Here is a 25655-nt window from a genome sequence, read left to right as displayed (position 1 = left end):
GTGACGCAGACGAACGACGACAGGGGAGTAGGCCCATGACCTGGCTGGACGACCGAGCGGTGGCCGTGATCACCGGGGCGGCTGTGGGAGACGCGCTGGGCGGCGCCACCGAGGGGTGGACGCCCGAGCAGATCGAGGAGCGCCACGGCGGACGGGTGACCGGCATCGTCGGTCCCTGGTACCCGGACTGGCGGAACGCGCGCCCGATCGCGCCGTACCACAAGGGCGACGGGCACATCACCGACGACACCCTCATGACGCGCGCCCTGGTCGAGGTCTACGCGAAGCGGCGGACACACCTGGACGCGTACGCGGTGGCCGAGGACCTCGTGCCGCTCATGATCGGCGAACCGCGCTGGGTCCCCGAACTGGAGTCGACCGCGCTCCTGCTGCAGCGCGTGTTCCTCGCGGAGAAGTGGATCGTCGCGCGGCTGCACTACGGCCACGTCGACCCGCGCGAGGCGGGTGTCGGCAACGTCGTCAACTGCGGCGCGGCCATGTACGCCGCACCGGTCGGCCTCGCCAACCCGGGCGACCCCCGGGGCGCCTACGCGGAGGCGATCGACCTCACCGGCGCGCACCAGTCCAGCTACGGCCGGGAGGCCGCCGGGGTCTTCGCGGCCATGGTCGCGGCCGCCGTCGCGCCGGGGGCCGACCTGGACGACGTCGTCGCCGCCGCGCTCGACGTCGCCCACGACGGCACCGCCGCCGCGCTGCGCGCCGTCGTGGACGCGTTCGACGGGTGGTCGGCGCCGCCCGCCACCGACGAGGAGGAGCGCGCCCTGGCCCGGCTCGTCCGCGAGACGGTCGCACCGTTCGACTCGGTGGGCCCGGCCTACCGTCAGATGTCGATGGACGCGCGCCGCCCCTCCCGGACCAAGTCCATCGAGGAACTGCCCGCGGCGCTGGCTCTCGTCCTCGCACACCGGGGCGACTTCCGGGGCGCGGTGCTCGGGGCCGTGAACTACGGGCGCGACGCCGACTCCATCGCCGTCATGGCGGGCGCGGTCTGCGCCGGGCTCGGCGGGACGGCCGCTGTCCCGACGGACTGGCTCGACGCGGTCGAGGAGGCGAGCCGGATGGACATCCGGGAGACCGGCCGCCTCATGGCCTCCGCCGCCGCCGACATCCTGCGGGCCGACCGGGAGCGTGCCGCCGCCCGCCTGCGGGGGATCGACGCGATCGACGGCGCGCAGGCCGCCGTCGCCCCGGCGGGTGAGCCGGCGTGAGGCTCACCTGGGCGCAGCCGGAGGACCTGCTCGCGCACGAACTCGTCCAGTCCGCCGCAGAGGGGAGGGACGTCGCCGGGATCCGGGACCGGTGGGCCGACGCGGGCGGCGACCCCGACCCCGCGGTGAGCGGCGCGGGCCCCGTGCCCGCCACGGCGGAGCTGCGGGGGCTCGCACGCGCACTCCTCGACGAACTCGCGGCGCTGCCCGCCCCCGCCGCACCCCACGAGCCCGACGGCTGGGACGCGATCGAGGCCCTCCTGCCCCCGGCGCCCCCGCCGCGGGCCCCCGGCGGCGACCGCGCCGACCGGGTGCGCGGGGCCTGGACCGGCCGCGCGGCGGGCTGCCTGCTCGGCAAGCCCGTCGAGAAGATCCCGCGCGAGGGCATCGAGGAGATCCTGCGCTCCACCGGACGCTGGCCGCTCGACCGCTGGTTCACCGCCGTCGGGCTCCCCGGCGACGTCGCCGCGAGGTGGCCGTGGAACCGGCGCAGCGCACCGACGTCCCTGGAGGAGAACATCCACGGGATGCCGGAGGACGACGACCTCAACTACCCGATCCTCGCCCTGGCCCTCCTCGAACGGCACGGGCGCGGGTTCACCACCGACGACGTCGCCCAGCTCTGGCTCGACCACCTCCCCGCGGGCCGGGTCTTCACGGCCGAGCGCGCCGCCTACCGCAACATCCTCGACGCGCGGCCGGCGCCGGAGACGGCCACCCACCACAACCCGTTCCGCGAGTGGATCGGCGCGCTCATCCGCACCGACGTCCTCGGATGGGTCAGCCCCGGCGACGTGCGCGGCGCCGCGCGGCTCGCCTGGACCGACGCCCGGCTCAGCCACACCCGCAACGGCGTGTACGGGGCGATGTGGGCGGCGGCGCTGGCGTCGGCGGCGATGGTCCACCGCACCGCCGACGAGGTCCTGGACGCGGCGGACGCCGTCGTCCCGCCGCACAGCCGCCTCGCCGCGGCCGTCCGCCTGGGGCGGGAGGCCGCCCGGGAGGGGGACGTGCGCGCCGGGCTCGACCGGCTGCACGCCGCCTACGGCGGCCTGCACTGGGTGCACGTCCTCAACAACGCGGCCGTGATCGCGTACTCCCTCGCACGGGGCGCGGGGGAGTTCGGCCCGAGCGTCTCGCACGCGGTGACCGCCGGGTGGGACACCGACTCGGCCGCGGCGACCGTCGGCGGCGTGGTGGGCGCGCTGCGGGGCGCGGACGGCATCGGCGCGCGGTGGACCGAACCGCTCGACGGCCGCATCGCGACCTCGCTGCCGGGCGGCGAACAGCGGATCGACGACCTCGCCGCGCGGACCGTCGCCCTCGCGGCGACCACCGGAACGACCGAGAGGAGCACGCCGTGACCTACCTGTTCGACCCGCTCGTCCCCCGGCCGATCGACCGCCCGACCGAGGTGCCGCTCGACGGCGAACTCACCGCGGACCGGCTCGAAGCGCTCGACGACGCCAAGATCTTCGTCGGCCCCGCGGACCCCGCCGACCGCACGGCCTGGCGCGAGCGCCTGCACGCGTGGCGCGAGGACGCCCGGGCACGCCACGGCTACGGGGGCGCCGTGTACGAGCACCCGGAGGCGGCGTGGGCCGCGCGGTGCCACACGGTCGCGCAGGTGTGGCTGTGGGACGAGCTCCTCTACTCGTTCGACGAGCACCGCTTCACGCCCGAGCGCTTCCTCGCCGACGCCCGCGAACGGTTCGGCGGCCTCGACGCGGTCGTGCTCTGGCACGCCTACCCGGTGATCGGCCTGGACGACCGCAACCAGTGGGACTTCTACCGGGACGTGCCCGGACTGGCCGGCCCCGGGGGCCTGGTCGAGGCCCTCCACCGCGCCGGGCTGCACGTGTTCGTCGACTACAACCCGTGGGACGTCGGCACGCGCCGGGGTGCGGACGACGTCACCGAGCTCGCGGAGCTCGTCGCCGACCTGGGCGCGGACGGCGTCTTCCTCGACACCCTGAAGAAGGCCGACCCCGACCTCGTCGCGCGGCTCGACGCGGCCCGGCCGGGCGTGGTGCTGGAGGGCGAGTCCAAGCTGGCCGTGGAGCGGATCGAGGACCACGCGACCTCGTGGGCGCAGTTCTTCGCCGACTCGCCCGTTCCCGGCGTGCTGAGGGCCCACTGGTACGAGCGGCGCCACATGCAGCACCACGTGCGCCGATGGCACCGCGACCACTCCGAGGAGCTCCAGTCCGCCTGGCTCAACGGGGTCGGCGTCATGGTGTGGGAGGTCGTGTTCGGGGTCTGGGTCGGCTGGTCCCCGCGCGACGCGGCCACCGTGAGCCGCATGGCCGCCGTGCAGCGCGCCGCGGGCGACCTGCTCCTCGACGGCGAGTGGACGCCCCTGACGGAGCTCGCCGCCGAGGCCGAGGCCGCCGGGGTGTTCGCCTCCCGGTGGGAACTCGGCGGCCTGACCCTGTGGACGCTCGTCAACCGGGGCGAGGCGGACTACACCGGCCCGGTGCTCCCCGGCGGGGACCCCGCGGACCCCGCCGGAGCCGGGTTCGTCGACCTCACGGGCGGGGGGCGCACGGCGGCGACCGGGCGCACGGGCGTTCCCGGGCGCGGCGTCGCGGCGCTCCTGCGCATCGCGGACGGCACCCCTGAGCCGGGATGGCTGCCCGGCCTCCTCGACACGCTCGCCGCCGCGCCGCACGACCCCGACGCGCGGTTCCGGCACCGCCTCGCCCGCCGGCTGCGCGCCGCCCCCGCGCCGGCCGGGGCGCGCCCGGCTCCCGGCGGCGGAGCGGACGCCGCAGCCCCGGGCGGTCCGGAGCCGGACGCGGCCGTCGTCCCCGCGGGACCGTACGCCCTGACCGTGCGCTACCGCGCCCGGGAGACGGGCATGTACCAGGGCGCGCCGTACGTGGACGAGTGGAAGCCCCTCCCGCCGCGACTGCACGACGCCCGCACCCTCCAGAGGGACGGCGTGCTCGCCGCGCCCGTCGCGGTCGCCGCGAGCGAGGTCACCAACGCGGGGTTCGCCGCGTTCCTCGACGCCACGGGGTACACACCGTCCTTCCCCCACCGCTTCCTCGCGCACTGGGAGGACGGACGCCCCGTACCGGGGACCGAGGACGCACCGGTGTCGTTCGTGGACCTGGACGACGCGCGGGCGTACTGCGCCTGGAGGGGCGGACGCCTGCCCGCCGAGGACGAGTGGCAGCTCGCAGGCGAGGCCGGAGGCCTGCGCCGCGGAGCGCCCGCCGTCTGGAACTGGACCGAGAGCGAGCACAGCGACGGCCGGACGCGGTTCGCCATGCTCAAGGGCGGCACGGACCACGTCGCCGAGGGGTCCGACTGGTACGTCGAGGGCGGGCGCCTCACCCCCGACCGCAGCGTCAAACTGCTGCTGCCCGGCCTGGGCCTGGCGCGCGGAGCCACCGTCGGGTTCCGCTGCGCGTGGGACCTGCCGGCCACGGACCCTCCCGGATCGGCGCCGACCGTCCCGGCGCCGGAGCGCACCGGGGAGGAGGTCGCGTGACCGTCCCGCGCGACCCCTCCCCGGGCGCCCTCGCGGGCCCGCGCCCCGCCCCCTCCCGCTCGTACGGTGCGGCCGAGGACGGCGTCGACCCGGGGTGGAAGACCCCCGGCCGCGACGAGCGCACCGTCGCGGTCCCGGCCCGCGGGGAGGGCGCCGCGCCGTGAGGGGCGGATACGGCGAACGCCGGCGCCCCCTCGGGGAGCGCCGGCGTTCGCGTCCGCCGTACGGTGTCCGGACCCTGGGCCTCCCGTGAACGGCCGGGCGCCCCCAGGGGTCCGGCTAGCGGACGGAGTCCGCCGTCTCGGCCTCGGCCCGGGTGCGTCGTGCCGAACGCATCCGTGCGACGGCGACCAGGGCCACGGCCCCGAGGATGACCGCGTAGATCCCGATGGTGATCGGCCCCGCGAAGAGTGCGCCCACGTCCCCCTGGCCGATGGCCAGGGCTCGGCGCAGCTCCGTCTCGGCCAGCGGGCCCAGGATGACCGCGATGAGCACCGGGGCCACGGGGATCGCGTACCGGCGCATCATGAACCCCAGGAGTCCGAGCAGGATCAGGAGCCACAGCTCGGTCACCGAGTAGGACGAGGCGTAGACGCCCAGCACGGCGAACCCGGTGATGCCGGCGTAGAGGTAGCGGCGCGGGATCAGGAGCAGCTTCGCCCACAGCGGGGCGAACGGCAGGTTCAGGATCAGCAGCATGACGCTGCCGACGAACAGGCTCGCCAGGAGCGCCCACACCAGGTCGGCGTTGCGCTCGAAGAGCAGCGGCCCCGGCTGCATCCCGTACTGCTGGAAGGCGGCGAGCATGATGGCCGCCGTCGCCGAGGTCGGCAGACCCAGCCCCAGCAGCGCTCCCATGGCGGTACCCGCCGTCGCGCTCGCGGCGGCCTCCGGTGCGGCGACGCCCTCGATCGCGCCCTCACCGAACTCGTCGGTGCGCTTGCCCCTGCGTGCCCGCAGCTGGGACAGCTTGCGCTCCGTGCCGTAGGCCAGGAACGTGGGGATCTCCGAACCGCCCGCGGGGACGGCGCCGAAGGGGAGGCCGAAGCCCAGCCCGCGGATCCACGCGGGCACGGCGCGTCTCAGGTCGCGCCCGCTGAGCCAGGGGGTGCCCGTGGTACGGATGAGTCCGGTCGTCCCGCTCCCTCCGCGGTGCACGCGCGAGGCCACGTAGAGGACCTCTCCCAGCGCGAGCAGTCCCACGGTCACCGTGATGATGCTGACCCCCTCGAACAGGGAGGGGATGCCCAGGGTGAAGCGGGCCGCGCCGCTCTGGGAGTCGATGCCGACCATGGCCAGCGACAGGCCGATGGAGAGCGCGATGAGTCCGCGCACCATGGACTGGGCGACGACCGCGGAGGTGGCCAGGAAGGCGAAGACGGCCAGCGCGAAGTACTCGGCGGGGCCGAAGCGCAGGGCGATGTCGATGATGACGCCCGAGAAGAACGCCACCACCGCCGTGGAGACGACCGCGCCGACGAACGCGCCGATGGCCGACGTGGCCAGGGCCTGGGACGCCCTGCCCTTGAGCGCCATCTTGTGGCCCTCGATCGCGGTGGCGATGGCCGAGCTGTTGCCCGGCGTGTTCATGAGGATCGAGGTGGTGGAGTCACCGAAGAGCCCGCCGTAGTAGACGGCGGTGAACATGATGAACGCGCCCGTCGGGTCGAGCTTGAAGGTGACGGGCAGCAGCAGGGCCACCGCCATCGCCGATCCGAGTCCGGGCAGCACGCCGACCGCGGTGCCCAGGACGACGCCGATCAGCGCCCACAGCAGGTTCTCCGGGGTGAGGGCGGCCGCGAAGCCGCCCCCGAGAAGTCCGAGCGTCTCCATTCAGAGCACCCCTCCCAGGATTCCCGCGGGAAGCTTCAGGCCCAGGCCGGCGACGAAGGCCAGCTGGACGACGGAGGAGTAGACCAGCGCCACGCCGGCCTCGAACACGGGCCGCTTGCCGCCGAAGGCCCAGGCGACGCCGAAGAACAGCAGGGCTCCGGACAGCAGCCATCCCACAGGCTGCAGCAGCAGGGCGAAGAGCGCGACCGAGCCGACCACGATGCCGATCGTGCGCCAGTCGCTGTGGGCGGCGGGCGCACCCGACGGGGGACGCTCGCCGTCCACCAGCTCGCCGACGGATCCGGCCTGGTCGTGGGCCCTGTGCTCGCTGTCGGCGGGGCCGGACTCCGGTTCCGGTGCGGGGCGCCGGATCACCTGGAGGGCGAGAGCCGTGCCCAGGACGACCATCAGCACCGCGACGACGGACGGGAAGAACTGCGGGCCCGGCGAGGCCGAGTTGTCGGGAACGTGCATGGTGAGCGTCTGCTCGCCGAGGAAGAGGCCGATCCCGACGGTGAGCAGGCCGACGAAGACCTCGCTCCGTCCCCTCCACCAGTGCCGGGCCGACCGCGCGGGGCGCGGTCCGGCGTCGGTCCCGCGGGATTCCGCGGGTGTGCTGCTCAGGCTCATGACAGTCCCAGGTCCTGTGTGACGGTGGTGATGCGTTCGATCTCGGCGGCGAGGAACTCCTCGAACTCCGGTCCGGACTGGAAGGTGTCCTCCCACCGGTTGCGTTCGAGGGTGTCCTGCCACTCGGGGGTGCGGACCATCTCCTCGACGATGGCGGTCAGCTCCTCGCGCTCGGCGTCGCTGATGCCGGGCGCCGCCATGAACCCGCGCCAGTTCGGCAGTACGGCGTCCACGTCCTGCTCCGGCAGGGTCGCGTGCTCCTCCAGGCCCGGCACGCGCTCGTCCGCGGAGACCCCGAGGACGCGGAGGTTGCCCGCCTCCACCTGGTCGCGGAACTCGTTGTAACCGGAGACGCCGACGTCGATGCTGCCCGAGAGCAGGGACGTGAGCGCCTGGGCGCCGCCCGCGAAGGGGATGTAGTTGACGCTCTGGGGGTCGATCCCGCGCGACTGGGCCGCCAGTCCGGCGAGGAGGTGGTCGGTGCCGCCGAGGGAGCCGCCGCCGACCGCCACCGCGCCCGGGTCCTCCTCCCAGGCCTCGATGAGGTCGGACATGTCCTCCAGGGGCGAGTCCTCCCTGACGACGAACACCTCGTAGTCGTCGGCGACGCGGGCGATGGGGACCACGTCCTCCAGCGTCTGTGCCGAGTCGTTGACGATGATGCCGCCGATCATGACGGTGCCGGTCGTCATCAGGGTGGTCGCGTCGCCCTCCCTGCGGACCGTCTGCGCGAGGCCGATGGTTCCCCCGGCCCCGGGCAGGTTCATCACCTGCGTGTTCTCGACGATGCCGTTGACGCGCAGGGAGTGCTGTGCCTCGCGTGCCACGAGGTCCCAGCCCCCGCCGGGGTCGGCCGGCACGACGATGTCGACCCTGGCGCGGGCCTCGGACGCACTCGTGTCGGAGAGCGCGGCGTTGGCCGCTGCGGCGCCGACGACGAGGACGGAGGCCACGGCTCCCACCGAGCGGAGGATCCGCTGGTTCTTCATCCTTCACTTCCTCTCGACCCTCTGGTCCACCAGGTGGACCAGGAGGGCCGCTTGCTGGTTCCGGAAATGATGCGGGTCACAGTGGCTCCTGTCAACGGGAGGATGACACGCGCCCGTAACGTGTTCGTCGCGGTGTGGTTGTCCACGCCTCTTCCAGCGACTTTTTCGACCCAGGGGGAGTCGGGGCGGGTGCGGTGCCGCCGAAGGGAGCCTGTACGGCAATTCGGCCTGTGCGCTAGGCTGTCGCCGTGAGTCCACCTAGTGGATCAAATAGACCACTCAGTGGACCACTGGCGAGGAGGAGACATGCCGGGAGGCGACGCGGACGGCTCGGTGCGCAGCGTGGTGCGCGCACTGGACCTGCTGGACCTGTTCGACGAGACGCACCAGGCCCACACCGTGCGGGAGCTCACCGAGCGGACCGGTCTGGCCAAGACGACGGTTCTGCGCCTGGTGGGCACCCTGGAACAGCGGGGACTGCTGTGGACCCGGCCCGACGGCCGGGTCGGCGTGGGCCCCGGGCTGCTGCGGTGGGCCCGTCTGGCCCACGCCGTCTGGAGGGTCCCCGAGGCGGTCCGGTCGGTGATGCGCGAGCTCGTCGCCGACACGGCGGAGACGGTCAACCTCTACGTCCGCGCGGACGCGGTCCGCGTGTGCGTCGCCCAGGAGGAGGGCCCCCAGCGGCTCCGCCACGTCGTCAACACCGGCGACGAGATGGTCCTGTGGGGCGGCTCCGCCAGCAAGGTCCTCCTGATCGGCGCCCCCGAGTCCCTGCTCCTGCGCGTCTCGGCGGCCTCCCCCCACGGCCCCGGGCACCTCAACCGCCTCCGTGAGGAGGTGGAGCGCGCGGCGCGACTGGGCCACGCGGTCAGCCACGGCGAGCGCGAGACCGGCGCCTCCGGCGTCGCCGCACCCGTCTACGGACCCGACGGCGTCGTCCCCGTCGCGGCCCTGGCCGTGGGCGGACCCACCGCCCGCTTCACCGATGCCGCGGTCGAGAGCTTCACCTCGGCGGTCATCGGCGCGGCCGGGCGCATCACCCGGATCGGACTCGACCCCCTGGGCGGGCCCGCCGACGCCGGAAGGACCGCGCGATGAGCCCCGGGGAACAGGCGGCGCCCGAGCCGCTTCTGGCCGGGGTGCGCGTCCTGGACATGACCAACGTCCTGGCCGGGCCCTACGCCGGCTACCAGCTGGCGCTCATGGGCGCGGAGGTCGTCAAGGTCGAGGTGCCCCGCGGCGGTGACCTGGCCCGGCGCCTCGGAGCGGCCGCGGACCTCAACGCCCAGGGCCTGGGCGCGTCGTTCCTGGCGCAGAACGCCGGCAAGCGGTCCCTCACGCTCGACCTCAAGTCCCCCGGGGGCAAGGAGGTGATGGAGCGGCTGGTGCGCGGCGCCGACGTGCTGCTGGAGAACTTCCGCCCCGGAGTCCTGGAACGGCTGGGCTTCGGCTGGGAGCGGCTGCGGGAGCTCAACCCCGGACTGGTCTACTGCGCGGTCTCCGGCTTCGGCGCCGACGGCCCGATGAGCGGGCGCCCCGCCTACGACCAGATCGTCCAGGGCCTCTCGGGCATGATGAGCGCCACGGGCACCCCCGGGACGGGCCCCCTGCGGGCCGGCTTCCCCGTCGCCGACGTCCTGGGCGGCCTCGCCGCGGCCTTCGCCGTCAGCACCGCGCTCGTCCGGCGCGAACGGACCGGGGTCGGGGCCAGCGTGGACGTGTCCATGCTGGAGACCGCCATCACGGCCATGGGCTGGGGTGTGTCCAACTTCCTGACCACCGGTGTCGAACCGTCCCCCATCGGCAACGAGAACGCCACGGCCGCCCCCTCGGGCACCTTCGCCGCGGCGGACGGCGCCCTCAACATCGCCGCCAACAAGCAGGAGCAGTTCGAGGCGCTGTGCGCCCTGGTCGGAGCCCCCCACCTGGCCTCCGACCCGCGATTCGCCCGTCGCGAGGACCGCAAGGCCCACAGGGACGCCCTGCGCGAGGCCCTGGAGGAGTACCTCGCCCTGCGCACGGCCCAGGAGTGGGAGCGCGAGCTCTCCGAGGCCGGCGTCCCGGCGGCCCGGGTCCTGAGCGTGCCCGAGGCCCTGGGCCTGGACCAGGTGGAGCACCGGGGCCTGGTGCACACGCTCCCGTTCCCCGGGGACGGAGAACGGGAACTGCGCGTCCTCGGCAGCGGCGTGCACGTGGACGGCGCCGCACTCGCCCCTCCCGGACCGCCCCCGACGCTCGGGGAGCACACGGCGGAGGTCCTGCGCGAGGCGGGGTTCAGCGACGAGGAGATCGACCGGCTGTGCGAGGAGGGAACCGTATGACCGCCCCTGAGGAGAAGTCCATGACGCGTCGGGAGATCGGGAGCTGGTGGTCCACGGGGGTCATCAGGATCGCCCCGGGCGAGATCGAGCCGCGCGGCTACCCGGTCCAGGAGCTGATCGGGGGAGCCTCGTTCGTGGACACGGTGTGGCTCATGCTGCGGGGCGACCTGCCCGACCCCCGGCAGTCCCGCCTGCTGGAGGCGGCCCTGGTCGCGGCCGTCGACCACGGCCCCCAGGCGCCGTCGATCGCGGCCGCGCGCATGGCGGCCACCTGCGGTGTCGGCCTGAACAACGCCGTCGCCACCGGGGTGAACCTCCTCGGGGACGTCCACGGGGGAGCGGGGCAGCAGTGCGTCGAACTCCTGGAGCGGATGGCGGCGCTCCGAGCCGAGGGGGCCACGGCGGACCGCGTGGCGGCCGAGGAGGTGGCCGGGTACCGGGCCCGGGGGGAGTACGTGCCCGGCTTCGGGCACCGCTTCCACCCCCGGGACCCCCGCCGCGACCCGCTCCTGGGCCTGGTCGAGCAGGCCGTGGAGGAGGGCGTGGTGCCCGCCGGGCCCCTGGAGTCGGCGCTGGCGCTGGAGGCCGCCCTGGCGGAGGGCCGTGCGAGACCCGTCCCCATGAACGTGGACGCCGCGACCGCTGTCGTCTACGCCTCCCTGGGGTTCCCCGCCGAGCTGGCCCGCGGGCTGTTCGTGCTCTCCCGCTCCGTGGGCATCCTCGCCCACGCCTGGGAGGAGACCGGGACGGGAGCCAGGATCAAGGGGCCGCTGCCCCGCGCGGTGCTGGCGGAGTACACCGGGCCGTCGACCCGCCACGTCCCCGCTGACCGGCGTTCCTGAGGCCGCCCCCGGGACTCGCCCGTGCCCGGGGCCGTCCCCTGCGGGACCGCCGGTCCCGCAGGGGACGGCTCGCCTCCCCGCCCCGCCCGGCCCGCGCTGCCGGGGGCCGGGCCGGAGCCGCGCGGTAACGGCTCCCTTCGGCATCCCTCGCACCGGGGCCGCACACGGTCGTCCCCGGAGGGAGCCGACCGCCGTGGCCGGGGGCGGCGCCGCCCCGTGCCCGGCTCAGGGGGTGCGGAAGTCGCGGGAGCCGGGGGCCAGGGCGGCCAGCGCGGGCGCCGCCACGCACAGCAGGGCGCACGCCAGGAGTACCGGCCCGGCGCCGAAGGCCTGCGCGGCCGGGGCGATCAGGGCCAGGCCCACCGGGGCGAGCCCGTAGGAGAAGAGGAAGTCCAGGGAGGAGACCCGCGCGAGCTTGCCCGGCTCCACCTCCCGCTGCGCGGCCGTGAACCACGGGACGTTGAACAGTTCGACGCCGACCCCCACCACGGCGTACGCGGCCATGACCGCCAGGGGGCCCACGGGGAGGACCAGGCTCAGCGGGGCCAGGCCGTAGAGGGCCAGCCCGGCCAGTGCCGTCCACCCCTGGGCCCGGGGCTGCCAGCGTGAGACCAGCACCGCGCCGAGGAGGGCCCCGCCCGTGTAGGCGGTGAGCGCCCCGGCCAGGACCGCCTCCGTCCCGTAGTGGTCGCGGCTGGCCAGGGGGAGCAGCACGCTCGTGGAGGAGTAGCCCAGGGCGATCACGACGGTGAGGGCCCCCAGCCCGGCGACGAACCAGGGGTGCCTGCGGGCTTCGGCGAGCCCTTCGAGGAACTCCGTGTGGAAGGCCGCGCGCGGCGCCCGCTCCGCGGTCGCGGTCCCGGCCGGCGGGAGGAGCGCCGCCGCGAGCCAGAGGGCCGCCGTGCCCAGGAGCAGGGTGCCCGTGCCGGTCACCGTCGACAGCAGCGCGGTGAGCCCGGGGGCGAGCAGGGTGGCGCCGCGCACGGAGAAGGTGAGGGCGGCGTTGGCCTGCTGCCGGTCCCCGGGGGCGACGACCTCGGCGGTGAGCGCCTGGAACGCGGGTCGGCAGGCGCCCTGGCCGACGCCCACCACGGCCGCCGCCGCGGCCATGAGGGCGGTGGAGGTGCCCAGACCCGCGGTGAGGACGGGGGTGGCGGCGGCCGCCGCGAGCCCCGACCACAGGACGACCGACCGGCGGGAGTGGCGGTCGGCGAGCAGCCCTCCGAGGGGCACGGCGACCAGGAACCCGGCGGTCCGGGTGGCCAGGACCAGGCCCAGCCCCACCGCTCCGAGGGTGCCGTCGAGCACCGCCAGCCCGAGGATGAACGGCAGGGCCCAGGTCGCCAGGCCCGACGCCGTGGTTCCGCACCACAGGCGGACGAAGGCCGGGTCGAGGAGCGGTCTGCCCCGGGGGTCGCGGAGCGCGGTCGGGTTCGGCGGCGTCGATGGCACCGTGGTCTCTCACTCTCTGGAGGATCGGGAAGTGGTCGTTCCATCCTAGTGAAAACGATAACCACTCGCGATGAACTCGCATTGCCGCCATCTGGTGACAATGATTTTCATTTCCCCTATAGTCGTCATCGCCGGAGCCGCCCCCGGTGCCCCACCCCAGAGGTGCAGCGGGCGGCCCGGTGTCCGAGATGCGACCTGGGGCGTGTGTCGGCGCCCCGCCGCCGTTGTTCGAGACGCCACCCTCCGCCGTCGAAAGGACCCGCGTGGACCCCTCCCTGATCGCACAGCTCCCTCCCCCTCTGCCGTCCCGGCAGATCATCGGCATGAACCAGCCCAAGGCCGACCTCCGCACCCACCGCACCTACGCCTGGAACGGATGGGACTTCACCGTCCCACCCGGGGTGTTCCTGCCGGGGGAGACGAGCCGGATGGTCCACCAGCGCCTCCTGGACGGCGACATCGCGATCCGCGGCAGGCGCTACGCCGCGATGGGGGTCGGCCTGGGGGTCGAGACCGCCGTGGCGGGCCTGCGCGGAGCGGCACGGGTGTACGCCGTGGACGTGCACGCCGACAGCGTCCGCGCCGCCGGGGACAACTACCGCAGGATCGTCCCGGACGGGGAGGCCCCCGAGTTCGTCCCGGTCGTCTCCGACGTCTTCGCGGACTTCCCCGAGGGCCACCAGGTGGACGTCGTCACCTTCAACCCCCCGGCCGTCAGCCAGCGGGTGAGCGACGACCCCGACGTGGTCCGCAACGTGTGCGCGGGGGCCGCGGTCACCGACGCCTTCTTCTCACAGCTCGCCGAACGCGACCTGCTGGCCCCCGGCGGGGAGGTCTACCTCATCGTGTCCAACACCGCGGACCTGCGCGGCATCATCGGCCACGCCGTCCGCACCGGGTTCACGGCCCGGATCCACCACCGGCACGACTGGGAGGACGGCGTCCTCACCCACCTGTTCCGGCTCACCCGCGAACCCGCGGTGGCCGGCGACGGCGCCCGGGACGGGGAGGCGGTCCGATGAGGGACCTCGACGCGCTCTTCCGGTCGGCGCTGGCCGACCCCTCACCTCCCACGGCCACCAGCGTGTTCTGGGTCCACCACGGCACCCGGCTCGCGGGCTCAGGGGTCACCTACCTCAACCAGTACGTCCTGGTCAGGGTCGGCCGGGCCTTCGGCGCGTGCGCCTTCGAACCGGGTGAGATCGACCCCGAGGTCTGCGCCGAGGCCTCCGGCGGGCCGCTCCGGGACCTCCTCTCCCACGGGCCGCTCCCGCTGCGGCTCGCCGCCCTGGACGCCTACCTGGGACAGGCGGCGCCGCACTCCGAGGACCCCCGGGCCGAGGAGGTCGTCCTGCCGGAGGGCACCCCGGAGGAACGGGCCCTGGCACGGGACGCGGCCGTCGCCGGGCTCGTCCCGGAACCCGACGGCCGCAAGATCGGCCTCATCGGGGTGGTGAACCCCCTCGTCGCCGCGATCCACGACAGGGGAGGGCGCTGCCTGCCCTGCGATCTGAACCTGCGGACCACCCGGTGGGGCGACCCCGTCACCCCGGACATGGAGGAGGTCCTCTCCGAGGCGGACGCCGTCGTCGCCACCGGGATGACCCTGGGCAACGGGACCTTCGACCGCATCCTGGAGCGATGTCGCGAGCGGGACGTCCCGCTCGTGGTCTACGCGCAGAGCGGTGCCGCCGTCGCCCGCGCGTTCCTCGGCAGCGGAGTCAGCGCCCTGTCGGCCGAACCCTTCCCGTTCTCCCAGTTCAGCGCCGCCCCGACCGCCCTCTACCGCTACCGGGACCACGGTGCTGACAGGAGAGGGACGAGTGCCGGGGGAGGGCGGGGATGACCGTGGACGAGCACTTCTCCGAGGCCGTCGGCAGACCCGACCTGATCGACCTGGGCGGGGGACTGGCGTGCCTGCGCTTCGAGTCCATGAAGGTGGCGTCCGCGGTGGCGGCGGTCCGCCACCTGCTCGACACCGGCGCCGTCCGTCCGGGCGACACCCTCGTGGACAGCTCCAGCGGCATGTACGCGCACGGCCTGGCCCTGGCCGCCCACCGCTACGGGCTGCACTGCCACATCATCGGCTCCACGACGGTCGACCGGACCCTGCGCGTCCAGCTGGCCGTGCTCGGCGCCACCCTGGAGCAGATGCCGCCCTCCGACGACCTGCGGCTCGACCAGAACCGGCGCGTGACAAGGGTCCGGGAGGTGATCCGGGACAACCCCGGGTTCCACTGGATGCGCCAGTACCACGACGACATCCACGCCCTCGGCTACCGCGAGGCCGCCGACATGATCGCCCGGGAGACGGGCGGCGAGCCGCTGACCCTGGTGGGCGGGGTCGGGACGGGCGTCTCGACCGGGGCTCTGGCCCGCTTCCTCCGGTCCAAGGAGCCCGACACCGCGCTGGTGGGGGTCCAGCCCTTCGGCAGCGTCACCTTCGGCGGCGACGGCGTCGAGGACCGCGACATCATCATCGCGGGCATCGGCAGCTCCATCCCCTTCGGCAACGTCGACCACGCGCTCTACGACACGGTCCACTGGACCGGGTTCACTGCCGCCCTGGCCGGGAGCGTGGACCTGCTCCGCCGCCACGCGGTGTTCGCGGGGCTCTCCACCGGGGCGGCCCACCTCGTGGCGCGGTGGGAGGCCGGGCGGAACCCGGGGCGCCGTGTCGTCTTCCTGGCGCCGGACACCGGCCACCGGTACGTGGAGTCGGTCTTCGCCCGCCACGGCGAGGCCGCCGCGATCGAGGACCTGGCTCCGCGGGAGGTCCTGGACCCCGACGACCTGGAGCTTCCCTGGTCGCGGATGGAGTGGCAGGGGGCCCCGCCGCCGTCCCGTGCCGTCCACACCGACGACCTGGTCGCGTCCCTGGACCGGTGAGCCACCGCCTGGCCGCCTCCCCGCGGGGAGGCGGCCAGGCGGTGCGCGGGCGGGTGTGCGCCGACGGGCGCCTCCGGGAGCGGAGGCGCCCGCCTCGCGGTCGGCCGCGGGGCGCGGGCCGGGGTGCGCCCCGGCCCGCCGCCGTCAGACCCCCTCCAGCTCCCGCAGGTACTCGGCGAACCTCTCCAGCCCGTCGATGTTGCGGGGGCCGGAGATGCCCTCGTTGTAGTCCAGGACGAAGAAGTTCTCCTCGGTCACCGCCGGAACCTCGGACATGGCCGGGAACGAGGTCAGGAAGTCGATCTTCTCCTCGGCGGACTGGTCGCCGTAGTCGAGGATGATGATGACCTCCGGGGAGGCCTCCACGACCGCCTCCCAGCCGACCTGGCTCCACCGCTCGTCGAGGTCGCCGAAGATGTTCTCGCCCCCCGCGTGGCCGATGATGTCGTCGGGCGGCACCTGGCTGCCCGCCGTGAAGGGCTGGTCGGTCCCCGAGTCGTAGAGGAACACGGACACCGGGTCGCCCCCGGGGGCCTGCTCCTCCACCGCCGCGACCCGCGCGCGGTACCCCTCGACGAGCTCCTCCGCCCGCTCCTGCACCCCGAAGATCCGCCCCAGCCGCTCCAGGTCCGTGTACAGGCCCTCGAAGGGCGTGACCCGCTCCGGGAAACCGGGGTAGTTGAAGCACGACTCGGCGTGCATGAAGCTCTGGATGCCGATCCCGTCCAGGATCTCCGGGGTGATGCCGCGCTGGTCGCTGAACCCCGAGTTCCAGCCCGCGACCACCAGGTCCGCCTCGGCGTCCACGACCGTCTCGCGGTTGAGGAGGTCGTCGCCGAGGAACTCGACCGCCGCGTAGTCCTCCGCCCACGGGGACTCCTCCACCGGCGGGTTGGCCGGGGGCATCACGTAGCCGTGCACCCGGTCGGCCAGCCCCAGCGCGAACAGCTTGTCCGCGCTGCCGCCCTCGTAGGCGACGGCGCGCTGCGGGGTGGTGTACTCCACCTCCTCGCCGCAGCGCTGCGCGGTCACCGTGTCCGCAGCGACCGATCCCTCCTGCACCTGTGCGCCGCACCCGGCGAGGAGGACGGACACGGCTGCCACGGGGAGCACGGACCGCCAGGGGGAACTGCCTTCACGAACGCTGGTCGTCATGGGACGCCTTTCTCGACATCACGGAGTCCAGGGGGCCTGGACGGGGAGGGAGCCGGTACAGCACTTGGGGGTCGCCGGTCAGGGGGTGCGGCACCACCGAGGCCTCGATGCCGAAGACCTCGCGGAGGAGGGCGGGGGTCAGGACCTCGCCGGGGGTGCCCGCGGCGACGAGCGCCCCCTCGGAGAGCACCCCGATCCGGTCGCAGGCGGCCGACGCCAGGTTGAGGTCGTGCAGGACCACGAGCACCGTGATCCCGGCCCCCCGGACGAGGGACAGGAGTTCGACCTGGTGCCGGACGTCGAGGTGGTTGGTGGGCTCGTCCAGGACCAGCACCCGGGGCTCCTGCGCCAGGGCGCGGGCCACCAGGACCCGCTGGCGCTCCCCGCCCGACAGTTCGAGCACGCCGCGCCGGGCGAGGTGCGCCACGTCCAGGAGTTCCATGGCGCGGTGGCAGAGGGCGCGTTCCCGGTCGCTGAGCGCCTGGTTGCCCCGCAGGTGGGGGGCGCGGCCCAGGGCCACGACCTCCTCCACGGTGAAGTCCAGGTCGCTGCCGCTCTCCTGGGTCAGCGCGGCGACGCGCTGGGCGCTCAGGCGCAGGCTGAGGGAGGACAGGTCCTCCGTCCCCACCCACACCCGGCCCGCGTCGGGGCGCAGCGCCCTGTACACGCAGCGCAGGGCGGTGGACTTGCCCGAGCCGTTGGGGCCGACCAGCCCCACCACCTGGCCGTCGGGGACGTCCAGGGTCAGCGCGCGGACGATCGGGGCGCCGCCGAGTTCGACGGACAGGCCGTCTAGGCGCAGGTCCATCAGCGTCCTCCGAACAGGTAGCCCCTGCGGCGCATGAGGGTGATGAACACCGGGACCCCGATCAGGGCGGTGATGACGCCCAGGGGGAGCTCGCGGGGGGCCACGGCCACGCGGGAGGCGAGGTCGACCCAGACCATGAAGACCGCGCCGAGCAGCGGTGCGACGGTGAGGACCCGCCGGTGGTCGGCGCCCACCAGCATGCGCACGATGTGCGGGATGACGAGGCCGACGAAGCCGATCGCCCCGCTCACCGCGACCATCGCCCCGGTCATGACGGCGGTCAGCGCGAAGAGCCACCGGCGCAGCCGGTCCGCGTCGATGCCCAGGCTGGCGGCCGTCTCGTCGCCCAGCGCCATGACGTCGAGCGGGCGCGCCAGTCCGCGGAGCAGGACCGCGCCCAGGACGACCACCGCCGCGACCACGGGGAGCGAGCCCCAGGTCGCCGCGCCGAAGCTGCCCATGGACCAGAACAGGACCGTGCTCGTGGCCTCGCTGCTGGGGGCGAGGTAGATGATCACGCTCATGACCGCCTGGAACCCGAAGGACAGGGCGACGCCGGTCAGCACCAGGCGCAGCGGCGTCACCCCCGTGCGGGAGTAGGCGATGAGGTACACGAGGAGGGTCGCGACGAGGGCGCCGAGGAAGGCGCCGACGGAGACGGCGTAGACGCCGAGGGCCGAGAGCGCGCCGAACACGCCCACCAGGACCGCGCCGACGGAGGCGCCGGAGGAGACACCGAGGATGTAGGGGTCCGCGAGCGCGTTGCGCACCATCGCCTGGACGGCGACGCCGACGACGCCGAGCCCGGCGCCGACCAGGGCCGCGAGGATCACGCGCGGTGTGCGGATCTGCCAGATGATCTGGTAGCGGACGACCTCGTCGGGCTGGATGGTGCCGCCGGTGAGGGCGGCCCACAGGTAGCGCACGGTCTCGGCGGGCGGGACGAGCGCCGAGCCCAGGCCGATCGCCAGGACCGCCGACGCGGCCAGGACGGCGCCGAGCACGACGGTGGCCGCGGCCGTGCCGGAGGGGGTGGACAGCCGGCGGACCCGGGGCGGGTCCGCCGCCCCGGGGGAGGAAGCGGAGCGGGGGTCGGGACTGTGTGCCTGCCGTGGTTCGCCCGGGGGGACGGACAGTTGGCGCACCTGGTCTCCCTTCCGATATGCGCGACAATGACAATGGTTATCATTCTAAGCTCGTATCGCACTACTCGCGCACGCGATCGGCCCACGGGGGCCCGCGGGGCGCGCACTCCCGGCGGGGAGGCCGGGGCGCGGACCGCCTGCCCCGCAGGGGTTCCGGGACCGGGCCCGGCGGCCGGAGCACTCCGAAATCACCCCGGGTACCCGTATAGCCACGCAACGGCGACCCGTGCACAATGGCTGCCATGTCGACGCCCGCCCCGCCCCGGCTGCCGCGCTCCGCGGCGTTCGCGGGGGTGTGCGCGGGCGTCTCCGCCGCCGGGCACAGCCTCTCGTCCGGGCACGGCGTGTCCCTGCCCGCGCTCCTCCTGGGGAGCGCGCTGATCCTCGCCGTCGCCCACGGAACGGCCCGCTCCGAACAGGGCCTGGGCGCGCTCACCGCGAGGATGCTGTGGAGCCAGGCCGCACTGCACCTGGTCCTCACCCTGGCGGTCCGGCCCGGGGACCCCGCGTCCGACCCGACGGGGCTCGGCCACACCGCCGCGCACGGCTCCCTGCCCGAGGGCGCGGGCGGCGCCGGGGCCGACATGCTGCTCGCCCACGCCGTCGCCGGGCTCGCGAGCGCCTGGTGGCTGCGCCAGGGCGAACGCGCCGCCTTCGACCTCCTGGGGTTCCTGGACACCCTCCTGCGGGGAGTGCTCCTCGTCCTCCTCGCGCGACCCCGGCCGGCCGTGCTCCCCGGCACCCCCCGCTTCGCCCGCACCGGGGCGCCCGCCCCGCGCCCGGCGCTGCGGTACGTCCGCGCCGTGCGCGGGCCCCCGGCCCTTCCCTGATCGACACCACGTCACCGCCGCGCGCCGAGCGCCCGGCCCCGCGTCGGCGCACCCGCGCCGACGCCACCACCCGTGCCCGCGTCCCCACGGACCGCGGGGAGATCAGCAGAAGGCTCCGACCCATGCGAACAAGCGACACCTCCGATCCCCACGACCCCGCGTCGCCCGCCCCCGAACCGGCCGGCGCCGAGCCGGGCCCCGCCCGCACCCTGTGGGCGTCCCTGCGCCCCCTGGTCCTGCGGATGCACTTCTACGCCGCGATCCTCGTCGCCCCGTTCATCGTGGTGGCCGCGGTGACCGGGCTGCTGTACGTCTACACACCCCAGCTCGAACAGGTGGTCCACGCCGACCTGCTCGGCGTCGAACCGGCGGACACCTCCGTCCCCCTCTCGCAACAGGTCGGCGCCGCGGTGGACGCCCACCCGGAGGCGGAGCTCAGCGCCGTCCGCCCCGCCGTCGAACCGGACCGGAGCACCCGCGTGCTCTTCGACGCGGACGGCCTCCCCGAGAGCTACCGGCTCGCGGTCTTCGTCAACCCCCACACCGGCGAGGTCGTCGGGGACTCGACCAGCTACGGCAGCAGCGCGTCGCTCCCGGTGCGGTCGTGGCTGTCCGAGTTCCACCGGACCCTGCACCTGGGCGACGCCGGACGCCTGTACAGCGAGCTCGCCGCGAGCTGGCTGTGGGCGGTCGCCCTCGGCGGCCTCGCGCTGTGGGTCGCGCGCGGACGCCGGACGCGCCGCGCGCGCCGCGTCCTCCTGCCCCAGCGGTCGGCGTCCGGACGCGCCCGCACCCTCTCCTGGCACGGGTCTGTCGGAACCTGGGCGCTCGCGGGCCTCCTCCTCGTGTCCGCGACCGGGCTGACCTGGTCGCAGTTCGCCGGGGACAACATCGGCGGGATCCGGGGGGCGTTCGGCTGGCAGACCCCGGCGCTCTCCGCTCCCGCCCCCTCCGACCACGGCGGCCACTCCGGCCACGGGGACCACGCGGAGCACGAGGCCGCCACGCCCGCCGAGGAGGTCGACGCGGTGGTGGACACGGCCCGCTCGGCGGGGCTCGACGGCCCGGTGGAGGTCTCCTTCCCGGTGGAGGAGGGAGCGCCGTTCACCGTCAGGGAGACCGTGCAGCAGTGGCCGGTCCAGCAGGACGCGGTCGCCGTCGACCCGTCCACGGGCACGGTGGTCGAGGAGCTGCGCTTCGCCGACTACCCCCTGATGGCCAAGCTGTCCACCTGGGGCATCGCGTTCCACATGGGTCTGCTGTTCGGCGTGGTCAACCAGGTGCTGCTGACCGTTCTCGTCCTGTCGCTGCTGGCCGTGGTGTTCTGGGGCTACAGGATGTGGTGGCAGAGGCGGCCGACCAGGGACGGCGCCTTCGCGACAGGGCGGCCGATCCCGCGCGGAGCGTGGCGGGCGGTGCCGACCCGGGTGCGGGTCGGGGTCGTCGCCGTCGCGGCGGCCGTCGGGTACCTCCTGCCGGTCCTGGGGGTGTCGCTGCTGCTGTTCCTCGCGGTGGACCTCGCCGTCGGCGCCTTCCGGAGGCGGGAGGCCCGTACCGCCTGAGGGGTGCCCCGGGCGACGACCCGGCCGACAGGGATCCGGGGGCGGCGGTGGAGCGGTGTCAGCGCGGTGCCGGGCCGCCGCCGTCCCCCGCGCTCCTGCCGACGATCCCGGCGAGAACCCGGCAGGCCCGACGCAGGTCGGCGGGGTGTGCCGCGCCGTAGCCGAGGATCAGGCCGTGCACGGTCGGTTCGCCGTGGCTCGCCCGGGAGGTGTCCTCCACCAGGACGCCTTCCGCCGCGGCCTCGGAGACCACCCGGGCGACCGCGGCGGCGGGCAGCGGCAGCATGACGTGCAGGCCCGCCGTGTCCCCGGTCAGGTACGGTCCCAGGTGCTCGATCAGTGTCCGCCGCCGGCGCGCGTACTCCAGGCGCATGCGGCGCAGGTGCCGGTCGAGGTCACCCCGTTCCAGCAGCAGGGCCGTCGCCGCCTGGGCCTGGACGCCGGTGCGGTCCGACAGCCGGGTGCGGGTCCCGGCCACGCGTTCGAGCAGAGCGGGCTCCGCGACCAGCCAGCCGATCCCGAGGTCCGGGGACAGCGTCTTGGAGAGGGTGCCGAGCAGGACCACGCGCTCCGGGTCCATCCCGTACAGGGCGGGCAGCGGCGCCACGTCGTAGCGGAACTCGGCGTCGTAGTCGTCCTCGACGACCAGGGCGCCGCGCTCGCGCGCCCAGGCCAGGAGGCGCTCGCGGCGGGGGACGGGCAGCCGGCCGCCGAGGGGGTACTGGTGGGCGGGCGTCGTGTAGACGACGGAGAGGCCGGCGGGCAGCTCGTCGACCACGAGGCCGTCGCGATCCACCCGGCAGGGGACGACCTCCGCCCCGCGCGAGGCCAGGATGTCGTGGGCCCTCTGGTAGCCGGGTTCCTCGAGCCCCGCGCGGTCGTCCCGGGACAGGACCGTCGCGGCGAGCAGGTCCAGGCCGTTGCCCGTGCCCCGGGTGACCAGGACGTTCTCCGGGCCGACCCGCACGCCCCGGGTCCGGCGCAGGTGTTCGGCGAGTTCCTCGCGCAGCCGCGGGAGGCCGCGGGGGTCCGGATCGTCGTCCAGCGGCAGGGCGGCCGCGTGCCGCCAGGCCCTGCGCCACGCGGCCTCGTCGTGCGAACGCACCCACGGGACCCCCGGGCGCAGGTCGACCATCCCCAGCCGCCGGGCCCGCGCCCGCGACAGGCGGGGTTCGTCCGCCCGGCCCTCCGCCCGGCCCTCCGCCCGGCCCTCCGCCGGGCCCTTCGCCGGGCTCTCGGACACTCCCGGCGCTGCGGCGCCGGACAGGTCGGGGAGCGGCCCGTGGTCGGCGACGTAGGTGCCCGAGCCGTGCCGACCGTCGAGCCAGCCCTCCGCGTACAACTGCTGGAAGGCCTCGGTCACGACGGTCCGGCTGACGCCCAGCTGGGCGGCGAGGGACCGGCTGGAGGGCAGGCGCTCACCGGGCCTGAGCAGCCCTCCGGACATGGCCTCGCGCAGTCCGCCGGACAGCTGCACGGTGAGCGGCACCGTGCTGGAGCGGTCCAGGCGCAGGGGTGGGTCGGTCGATTGTCGGGACAAAGTGGTCTTTCATTTCGGGGAGGAAGTGGCCGTGTTCTGGGAGTCCACTTCTTTCTAGGCTAAGCCCATGCTCTCGACCACGGAACGCACCCGACTCGGCCGCGCCAAGCACAAGGCCAGGACCGACCGCACCGAGCTGTACGACCTCCTGGACGCGGGGTCCGTCTGTCACCTGGGCGTCGTCGTGAACGGCGCGCCCATGGTGGTGCCCACCGGATACGGGCGCGTCGGTGACACCCTCTACCTGCACGGGTCCACCGGCGCGCGCTCGCTGCGGGCCGGGGGAGAGGTCTGCGTGACCGTGACCCTCGTGGACGGCCTCGTCCTGGCCAGGTCCTCCTTCCACCACTCCCTCAACCACCGCTCCGCCATGGTCTACGGGGTGCCGCGCCCGGTGGAGGACGAGGCCGAGGCGCTGGCCGCGCTGCGCGCCCTGACCGAGCAGTTCGCCCCGGGCCGGTGGGACGCGGTCCGCCGCCCCTCCGCCAAGGAGCTCGCGGCCACGCGGGTGCTGGCGCTGTCGTTGGAGGAGGCCTCGGTGAAGGTGCGGACCGGCCCGCCCGCGGACGACGAGGCCGACCTCGGCCTGGCGGTCTGGGCGGGCGTCGTGCCGATCCGCCAGGTGTTCGGCGAACCCGAGCCGGACCCCGGCCTGGCGCCCGGGACCGGGGTTCCCGAGCACGTCGCCCGGCTCTCGGGCGCGCCCCTCTAGCGGTCACGGGAACGGCCCCGGTCCCGCCTCTCCGCCGTGATTCCGTCCTTGACTGCGGTCGCCGGGTTCGGCCTCGGGTACGGGCTCCTCCGGGTCAGAGGCCCTCCCGGTGCAGCGGATCGGGGCCGACCGTGTCCCGGTGCGCCGCCCGGCCTCGGGACGGGCCACTGGCCAGCGCGACCAGGGCGCCGAGCACGGAGAGCCCTCCCAGCAGCAGGAACACGGCGGGGTAGCCGCCCAGGGGCCCGGCCAGGAACGCGCACGCCCCGGGGGCCAGCGCCATGGTGAGCATGAGCGGCGTGTGCATGATGCCGTTGAGCGTGGTGTAGTGCTCCTCCCCCCAGCGGTCCGCGACCGCGGTGGCCTGGAGCAGGGTGAGCACGCCCCGCGCGGCGCCCACCAGCGCCGCGGCGACCATGACCAGGAACAGCGGTCCGCTCACCAGGGCGAGGAGGACGGTCGCCCCCGCGCAGGCCAGGAGCACGACCGCGATCCGGTGGACGGTTCCGCTGATCCGCGTCAGCGGGCCGTAGACGAGGCGGCCCAGCACCTGTCCCACACCCACGACCCCGAGGGCCCAGGCGGCCTGGGTGGTGCCGAAGCCGCGCTCGTCCATGAGGGGGACGATCCCGACCACGACCGCGTAGACGGTGAGGGTGCCCAGGGCGAGCGCCGTGGTCAGTGCCCAGAAGGCGCCGCTGCCGACCACCGCGCGCACGACGGTGCGGTCGCGTGCCGGGTCGTCGGTGCCGTCGGGTTCCCAACGCGGGGTCAGGGCCCCGGCGTGCAGCGGGACCGCCACCAGGGCGAGGATCAGCGCGAGGACGAGATACGCGCCGCGCCAGCCGACCTGCGCCTCCAGCGCGGCGGTCAGCGGGGCGAAGACGGTGCTGGCCAGTCCGCCGACCAGGGTCAGGACGGTCAGTGCCCGGACCCGGTGCGGCCCGTACCAGCGGGTCAGTGCGGCGAAGGCGGGAGGGTAGGAGAGTCCTGCCACGGCGATCCCCGCCACCTGCCAGGCCACGCCGAAGACCCACAGGTTGGGGGCCAGGGCGAGTCCGGCGACCGCGAGCGCTCCCAGCAGCGCCGCCACGGTCATCACCGTGCGGGGGCCGCGCAGGCGCAGCCAGCGGGCGACGAAGGGACCGCAGACGCCCGCCATCACTTGGGACCCGGAGAACAGGGCGATGATGACGGGAAGCGGCCAGCAGTTGTCGACGGCGATGGCGGGAGCCAGCACGGGAAAGGCGTAGAACAGCACGCCCTGGCTGGTGGTGACGGTGACGCACAGGGCGGCCAGCGCCCTGCGCGCATCGGTGCCGGCGGGTGTCCGGTCCGGTGCGTGGGGGCGCCCATGGGTCATGCGCGCCACCCGCACGTGGACGGTCGGGAGAGAGCGAAGGGCAGGGGAACGGGGGCACGGTTCCGTCGCGCTTGCACGGGGGACTCCTCGCCCTGGGAGGGGCAGACCCAGGGATCGAACGAACAGGTGACGCGTTCGTGTAGATATCCCCGCTACTACGCTGAGTATTCACCGAATGGCCATCTGTCATTTGCCTGGCATTCCAGGTTTTGTCCTCGCGCGCCTTTAGTGGCCATTGTTCCGATGTGTTCCGCGGGTGACGGGTGTGTTCCGGTCGGCCCGGCTTCGCCGGATCTGACGGGCCGTTCGGCCGTGCGGCGCGGCGTCCGGGCCCGCTGCGGCGTCCTCCGGCCTGCCCTGTCCCGGACCCTGGCCAGGCCCCGTACCGACGGCGCCGACCCGTGGCCGCGCGGCTCCCCTCCGAAGCCCCGCCCCCGGCGGGGTTCGGACGGGACCCGGGCGCCCCGGGAGGCGAACCGGGGGGCATTGACAGGGCGGCCCCGATCCACCACTGTCGGGTGCATGGACGCCCTCCCGTTGAACCGCCCGACCGCCCGCCGGTCCGCCCGGATCGACAGGAAGCGCCGCGGCACGCCGGGACTCATCCTGCGCCGCGGCCGCCTGGGCTCCCCTCCCCGCGTCTGATCCGCGGGTCCTCCGTGCCGCCGTCACGGCTGCGCCCTCCGTTCCGAGCCCCGTAGGCCCTGATCGGCGCGCCCGGCCCGTGGGCCCCACGTCGTCCCGCGGCGGGAGCGGAGCCGGTCACGGCCCCCGGCGGACCCCCCTCGTCACCGACGCCCGGCGAGTCGTCGGCCAGAGCCATCGATCCCCGTTTATCCTTTTTTCCCACCGGAAA

General features: G+C 74.8%; 23 protein-coding genes. 14 read left to right on the top strand and 9 right to left on the bottom strand.

Annotated elements, in window-relative coordinates:
• Window positions 1-35 precede the first annotated feature (35 nt).
• Genes Q8791_RS09210 through Q8791_RS09195 form a run of 4 tightly spaced genes read left to right on the top strand, consistent with a single transcriptional unit; the run spans window position 36 to window position 4892 of the window.
• Window positions 36-1229, top strand: coding sequence for an ADP-ribosylglycohydrolase family protein (locus Q8791_RS09210; RefSeq protein ID WP_330091194.1), 1194 nt, complete (start codon window positions 36-38; stop codon window positions 1227-1229).
• Complete coding sequence (locus Q8791_RS09205) at window positions 1226-2593, top strand: ADP-ribosylglycohydrolase family protein (protein ID WP_330091193.1); 1368 nt, start codon at window positions 1226-1228, stop codon at window positions 2591-2593. The genes Q8791_RS09210 and Q8791_RS09205 overlap by 4 nt, the downstream gene beginning before the upstream one ends.
• Window positions 2590-4728, top strand: a complete 2139-nt coding sequence (locus Q8791_RS09200) for an SUMF1/EgtB/PvdO family nonheme iron enzyme (protein WP_330091192.1) — start codon at window positions 2590-2592, stop codon at window positions 4726-4728. Before Q8791_RS09205 ends, Q8791_RS09200 begins: the two co-directional genes overlap by 4 nt.
• Window positions 4725-4892, top strand: a complete 168-nt coding sequence (locus Q8791_RS09195) for a hypothetical protein (RefSeq protein ID WP_330091191.1) — start codon at window positions 4725-4727, stop codon at window positions 4890-4892. Before Q8791_RS09200 ends, Q8791_RS09195 begins: the two co-directional genes overlap by 4 nt.
• Window positions 4893-5007: 115 nt before the next feature.
• On the opposite strand, the gene Q8791_RS09190 is transcribed toward Q8791_RS09195, so the two are convergent.
• Genes Q8791_RS09190 through Q8791_RS09180 form a run of 3 tightly spaced genes read right to left on the bottom strand, consistent with a single transcriptional unit; the run spans window position 5008 to window position 8180 of the window.
• The gene (locus Q8791_RS09190; RefSeq protein ID WP_330091190.1) at window positions 5008-6561 is read right to left on the bottom strand and encodes a tripartite tricarboxylate transporter permease; all 1554 of its coding nucleotides are present in this window, start codon (window positions 6559-6561) and stop codon (window positions 5008-5010) included.
• Window positions 6562-7191: a tripartite tricarboxylate transporter TctB family protein gene (locus Q8791_RS09185; protein ID WP_330091189.1), complete on the bottom strand. Its 630-nt coding sequence runs from the start codon at window positions 7189-7191 to the stop codon at window positions 6562-6564.
• Window positions 7188-8180, bottom strand: a complete 993-nt coding sequence (locus Q8791_RS09180) for a Bug family tripartite tricarboxylate transporter substrate binding protein (protein WP_330091188.1) — start codon at window positions 8178-8180, stop codon at window positions 7188-7190. Before Q8791_RS09180 ends, Q8791_RS09185 begins: the two co-directional genes overlap by 4 nt.
• Before the next feature lie 306 nt (window positions 8181-8486).
• On the opposite strand from Q8791_RS09180, the gene Q8791_RS09175 reads away from it, so the two are divergent.
• From Q8791_RS09175 to Q8791_RS09165, 3 genes are read left to right on the top strand one after another with little or no spacing between them, the layout of a single operon-like run.
• On the top strand, window positions 8487-9278 hold the full coding sequence (locus tag Q8791_RS09175; protein ID WP_330091187.1) for an IclR family transcriptional regulator: 792 nt from the start codon (window positions 8487-8489) through the stop codon (window positions 9276-9278).
• Window positions 9275-10501: a CaiB/BaiF CoA transferase family protein gene (locus Q8791_RS09170; RefSeq protein ID WP_330091186.1), complete on the top strand. Its 1227-nt coding sequence runs from the start codon at window positions 9275-9277 to the stop codon at window positions 10499-10501. The genes Q8791_RS09175 and Q8791_RS09170 overlap by 4 nt, the downstream gene beginning before the upstream one ends.
• On the top strand, window positions 10498-11343 hold the full coding sequence (locus Q8791_RS09165; RefSeq protein WP_330091185.1) for a citryl-CoA lyase: 846 nt from the start codon (window positions 10498-10500) through the stop codon (window positions 11341-11343). The genes Q8791_RS09170 and Q8791_RS09165 overlap by 4 nt, the downstream gene beginning before the upstream one ends.
• A gap of 225 nt (window positions 11344-11568) precedes the next feature.
• Here the strand turns inward: Q8791_RS09165 and Q8791_RS09160 are convergent, their stop codons facing one another.
• Complete coding sequence (locus Q8791_RS09160; protein ID WP_330091184.1) at window positions 11569-12795, bottom strand: MFS transporter; 1227 nt, start codon at window positions 12793-12795, stop codon at window positions 11569-11571.
• A 263-nt stretch (window positions 12796-13058) separates the two neighbouring features.
• Here Q8791_RS09160 and Q8791_RS09155 point away from each other — a divergent pair, with 263 nt between their 5' ends.
• Genes Q8791_RS09155 through Q8791_RS09145 form a run of 3 tightly spaced genes read left to right on the top strand, consistent with a single transcriptional unit; the run spans window position 13059 to window position 15684 of the window.
• Window positions 13059-13817 carry a class I SAM-dependent methyltransferase gene (locus tag Q8791_RS09155; protein ID WP_330091183.1) on the top strand — a complete coding sequence of 253 codons (759 nt, stop codon included), beginning with the start codon at window positions 13059-13061 and terminating at the stop codon, window positions 13815-13817.
• A complete protein-coding gene (locus Q8791_RS09150) occupies window positions 13814-14641 on the top strand; it encodes a Rossmann-like domain-containing protein (protein WP_330091182.1) in 828 nt (275 codons plus the stop codon). Before Q8791_RS09155 ends, Q8791_RS09150 begins: the two co-directional genes overlap by 4 nt.
• 2 nt (window positions 14642-14643) lie before the next feature.
• Window positions 14644-15684, top strand: coding sequence for a pyridoxal-phosphate dependent enzyme (locus Q8791_RS09145; RefSeq protein WP_330091329.1), 1041 nt, complete (start codon window positions 14644-14646; stop codon window positions 15682-15684).
• Window positions 15685-15828: 144 nt separating this feature from the next.
• Here Q8791_RS09145 and Q8791_RS09140 read toward each other — a convergent pair whose 3' ends face one another.
• From Q8791_RS09140 to Q8791_RS09130, 3 genes are read right to left on the bottom strand one after another with little or no spacing between them, the layout of a single operon-like run.
• The gene (locus tag Q8791_RS09140) at window positions 15829-16839 is read right to left on the bottom strand and encodes an ABC transporter substrate-binding protein (protein ID WP_330091181.1); all 1011 of its coding nucleotides are present in this window, start codon (window positions 16837-16839) and stop codon (window positions 15829-15831) included.
• On the bottom strand, window positions 16820-17647 hold the full coding sequence (locus Q8791_RS09135; protein ID WP_330091180.1) for an ABC transporter ATP-binding protein: 828 nt from the start codon (window positions 17645-17647) through the stop codon (window positions 16820-16822). The genes Q8791_RS09140 and Q8791_RS09135 overlap by 20 nt, the downstream gene beginning before the upstream one ends.
• On the bottom strand, window positions 17647-18687 hold the full coding sequence (locus Q8791_RS09130; protein WP_330091328.1) for a FecCD family ABC transporter permease: 1041 nt from the start codon (window positions 18685-18687) through the stop codon (window positions 17647-17649). Before Q8791_RS09130 ends, Q8791_RS09135 begins: the two co-directional genes overlap by 1 nt.
• A gap of 347 nt (window positions 18688-19034) precedes the next feature.
• Between Q8791_RS09130 and Q8791_RS09125 the strand changes: the two genes are divergently transcribed.
• Together Q8791_RS09125 and Q8791_RS09120 are read left to right on the top strand one after the other, a co-directional pair.
• Window positions 19035-19622 (top strand): hypothetical protein, encoded by a 588-nt coding sequence (locus tag Q8791_RS09125; protein WP_330091179.1) that lies wholly within the window; start codon window positions 19035-19037, stop codon window positions 19620-19622.
• Window positions 19623-19744: 122 nt separating this feature from the next.
• Window positions 19745-21184, top strand: a complete 1440-nt coding sequence (locus Q8791_RS09120) for a PepSY-associated TM helix domain-containing protein (RefSeq protein ID WP_330091178.1) — start codon at window positions 19745-19747, stop codon at window positions 21182-21184.
• A gap of 58 nt (window positions 21185-21242) precedes the next feature.
• Here the strand turns inward: Q8791_RS09120 and pdxR are convergent, their stop codons facing one another.
• Window positions 21243-22724: a MocR-like pyridoxine biosynthesis transcription factor PdxR gene (gene pdxR / locus Q8791_RS09115; RefSeq protein WP_330091177.1), complete on the bottom strand. Its 1482-nt coding sequence runs from the start codon at window positions 22722-22724 to the stop codon at window positions 21243-21245.
• Window positions 22725-22791: 67 nt separating this feature from the next.
• Between pdxR and Q8791_RS09110 the strand changes: the two genes are divergently transcribed.
• Window positions 22792-23436 (top strand): pyridoxamine 5'-phosphate oxidase family protein, encoded by a 645-nt coding sequence (locus tag Q8791_RS09110; RefSeq protein ID WP_330091176.1) that lies wholly within the window; start codon window positions 22792-22794, stop codon window positions 23434-23436.
• A gap of 94 nt (window positions 23437-23530) precedes the next feature.
• On the opposite strand, the gene Q8791_RS09105 is transcribed toward Q8791_RS09110, so the two are convergent.
• Window positions 23531-24799, bottom strand: a complete 1269-nt coding sequence (locus Q8791_RS09105; protein WP_330091175.1) for an MFS transporter — start codon at window positions 24797-24799, stop codon at window positions 23531-23533.
• 522 nt (window positions 24800-25321) lie between these two features.
• Between Q8791_RS09105 and Q8791_RS09100 the strand changes: the two genes are divergently transcribed.
• Window positions 25322-25444: a hypothetical protein gene (locus tag Q8791_RS09100; protein WP_330091174.1), complete on the top strand. Its 123-nt coding sequence runs from the start codon at window positions 25322-25324 to the stop codon at window positions 25442-25444.
• Window positions 25445-25655 lie beyond the last annotated feature (211 nt).

The sequence above is a fragment of the Nocardiopsis codii genome (assembly GCF_036327455.1).
Classification (GTDB): Bacteria; Actinomycetota; Actinomycetes; order Streptosporangiales; family Streptosporangiaceae; genus Nocardiopsis; species Nocardiopsis codii.
Note: the sequence above shows the minus strand (reverse complement) of the source record. Positions and strands in the feature narration are given on the sequence as shown.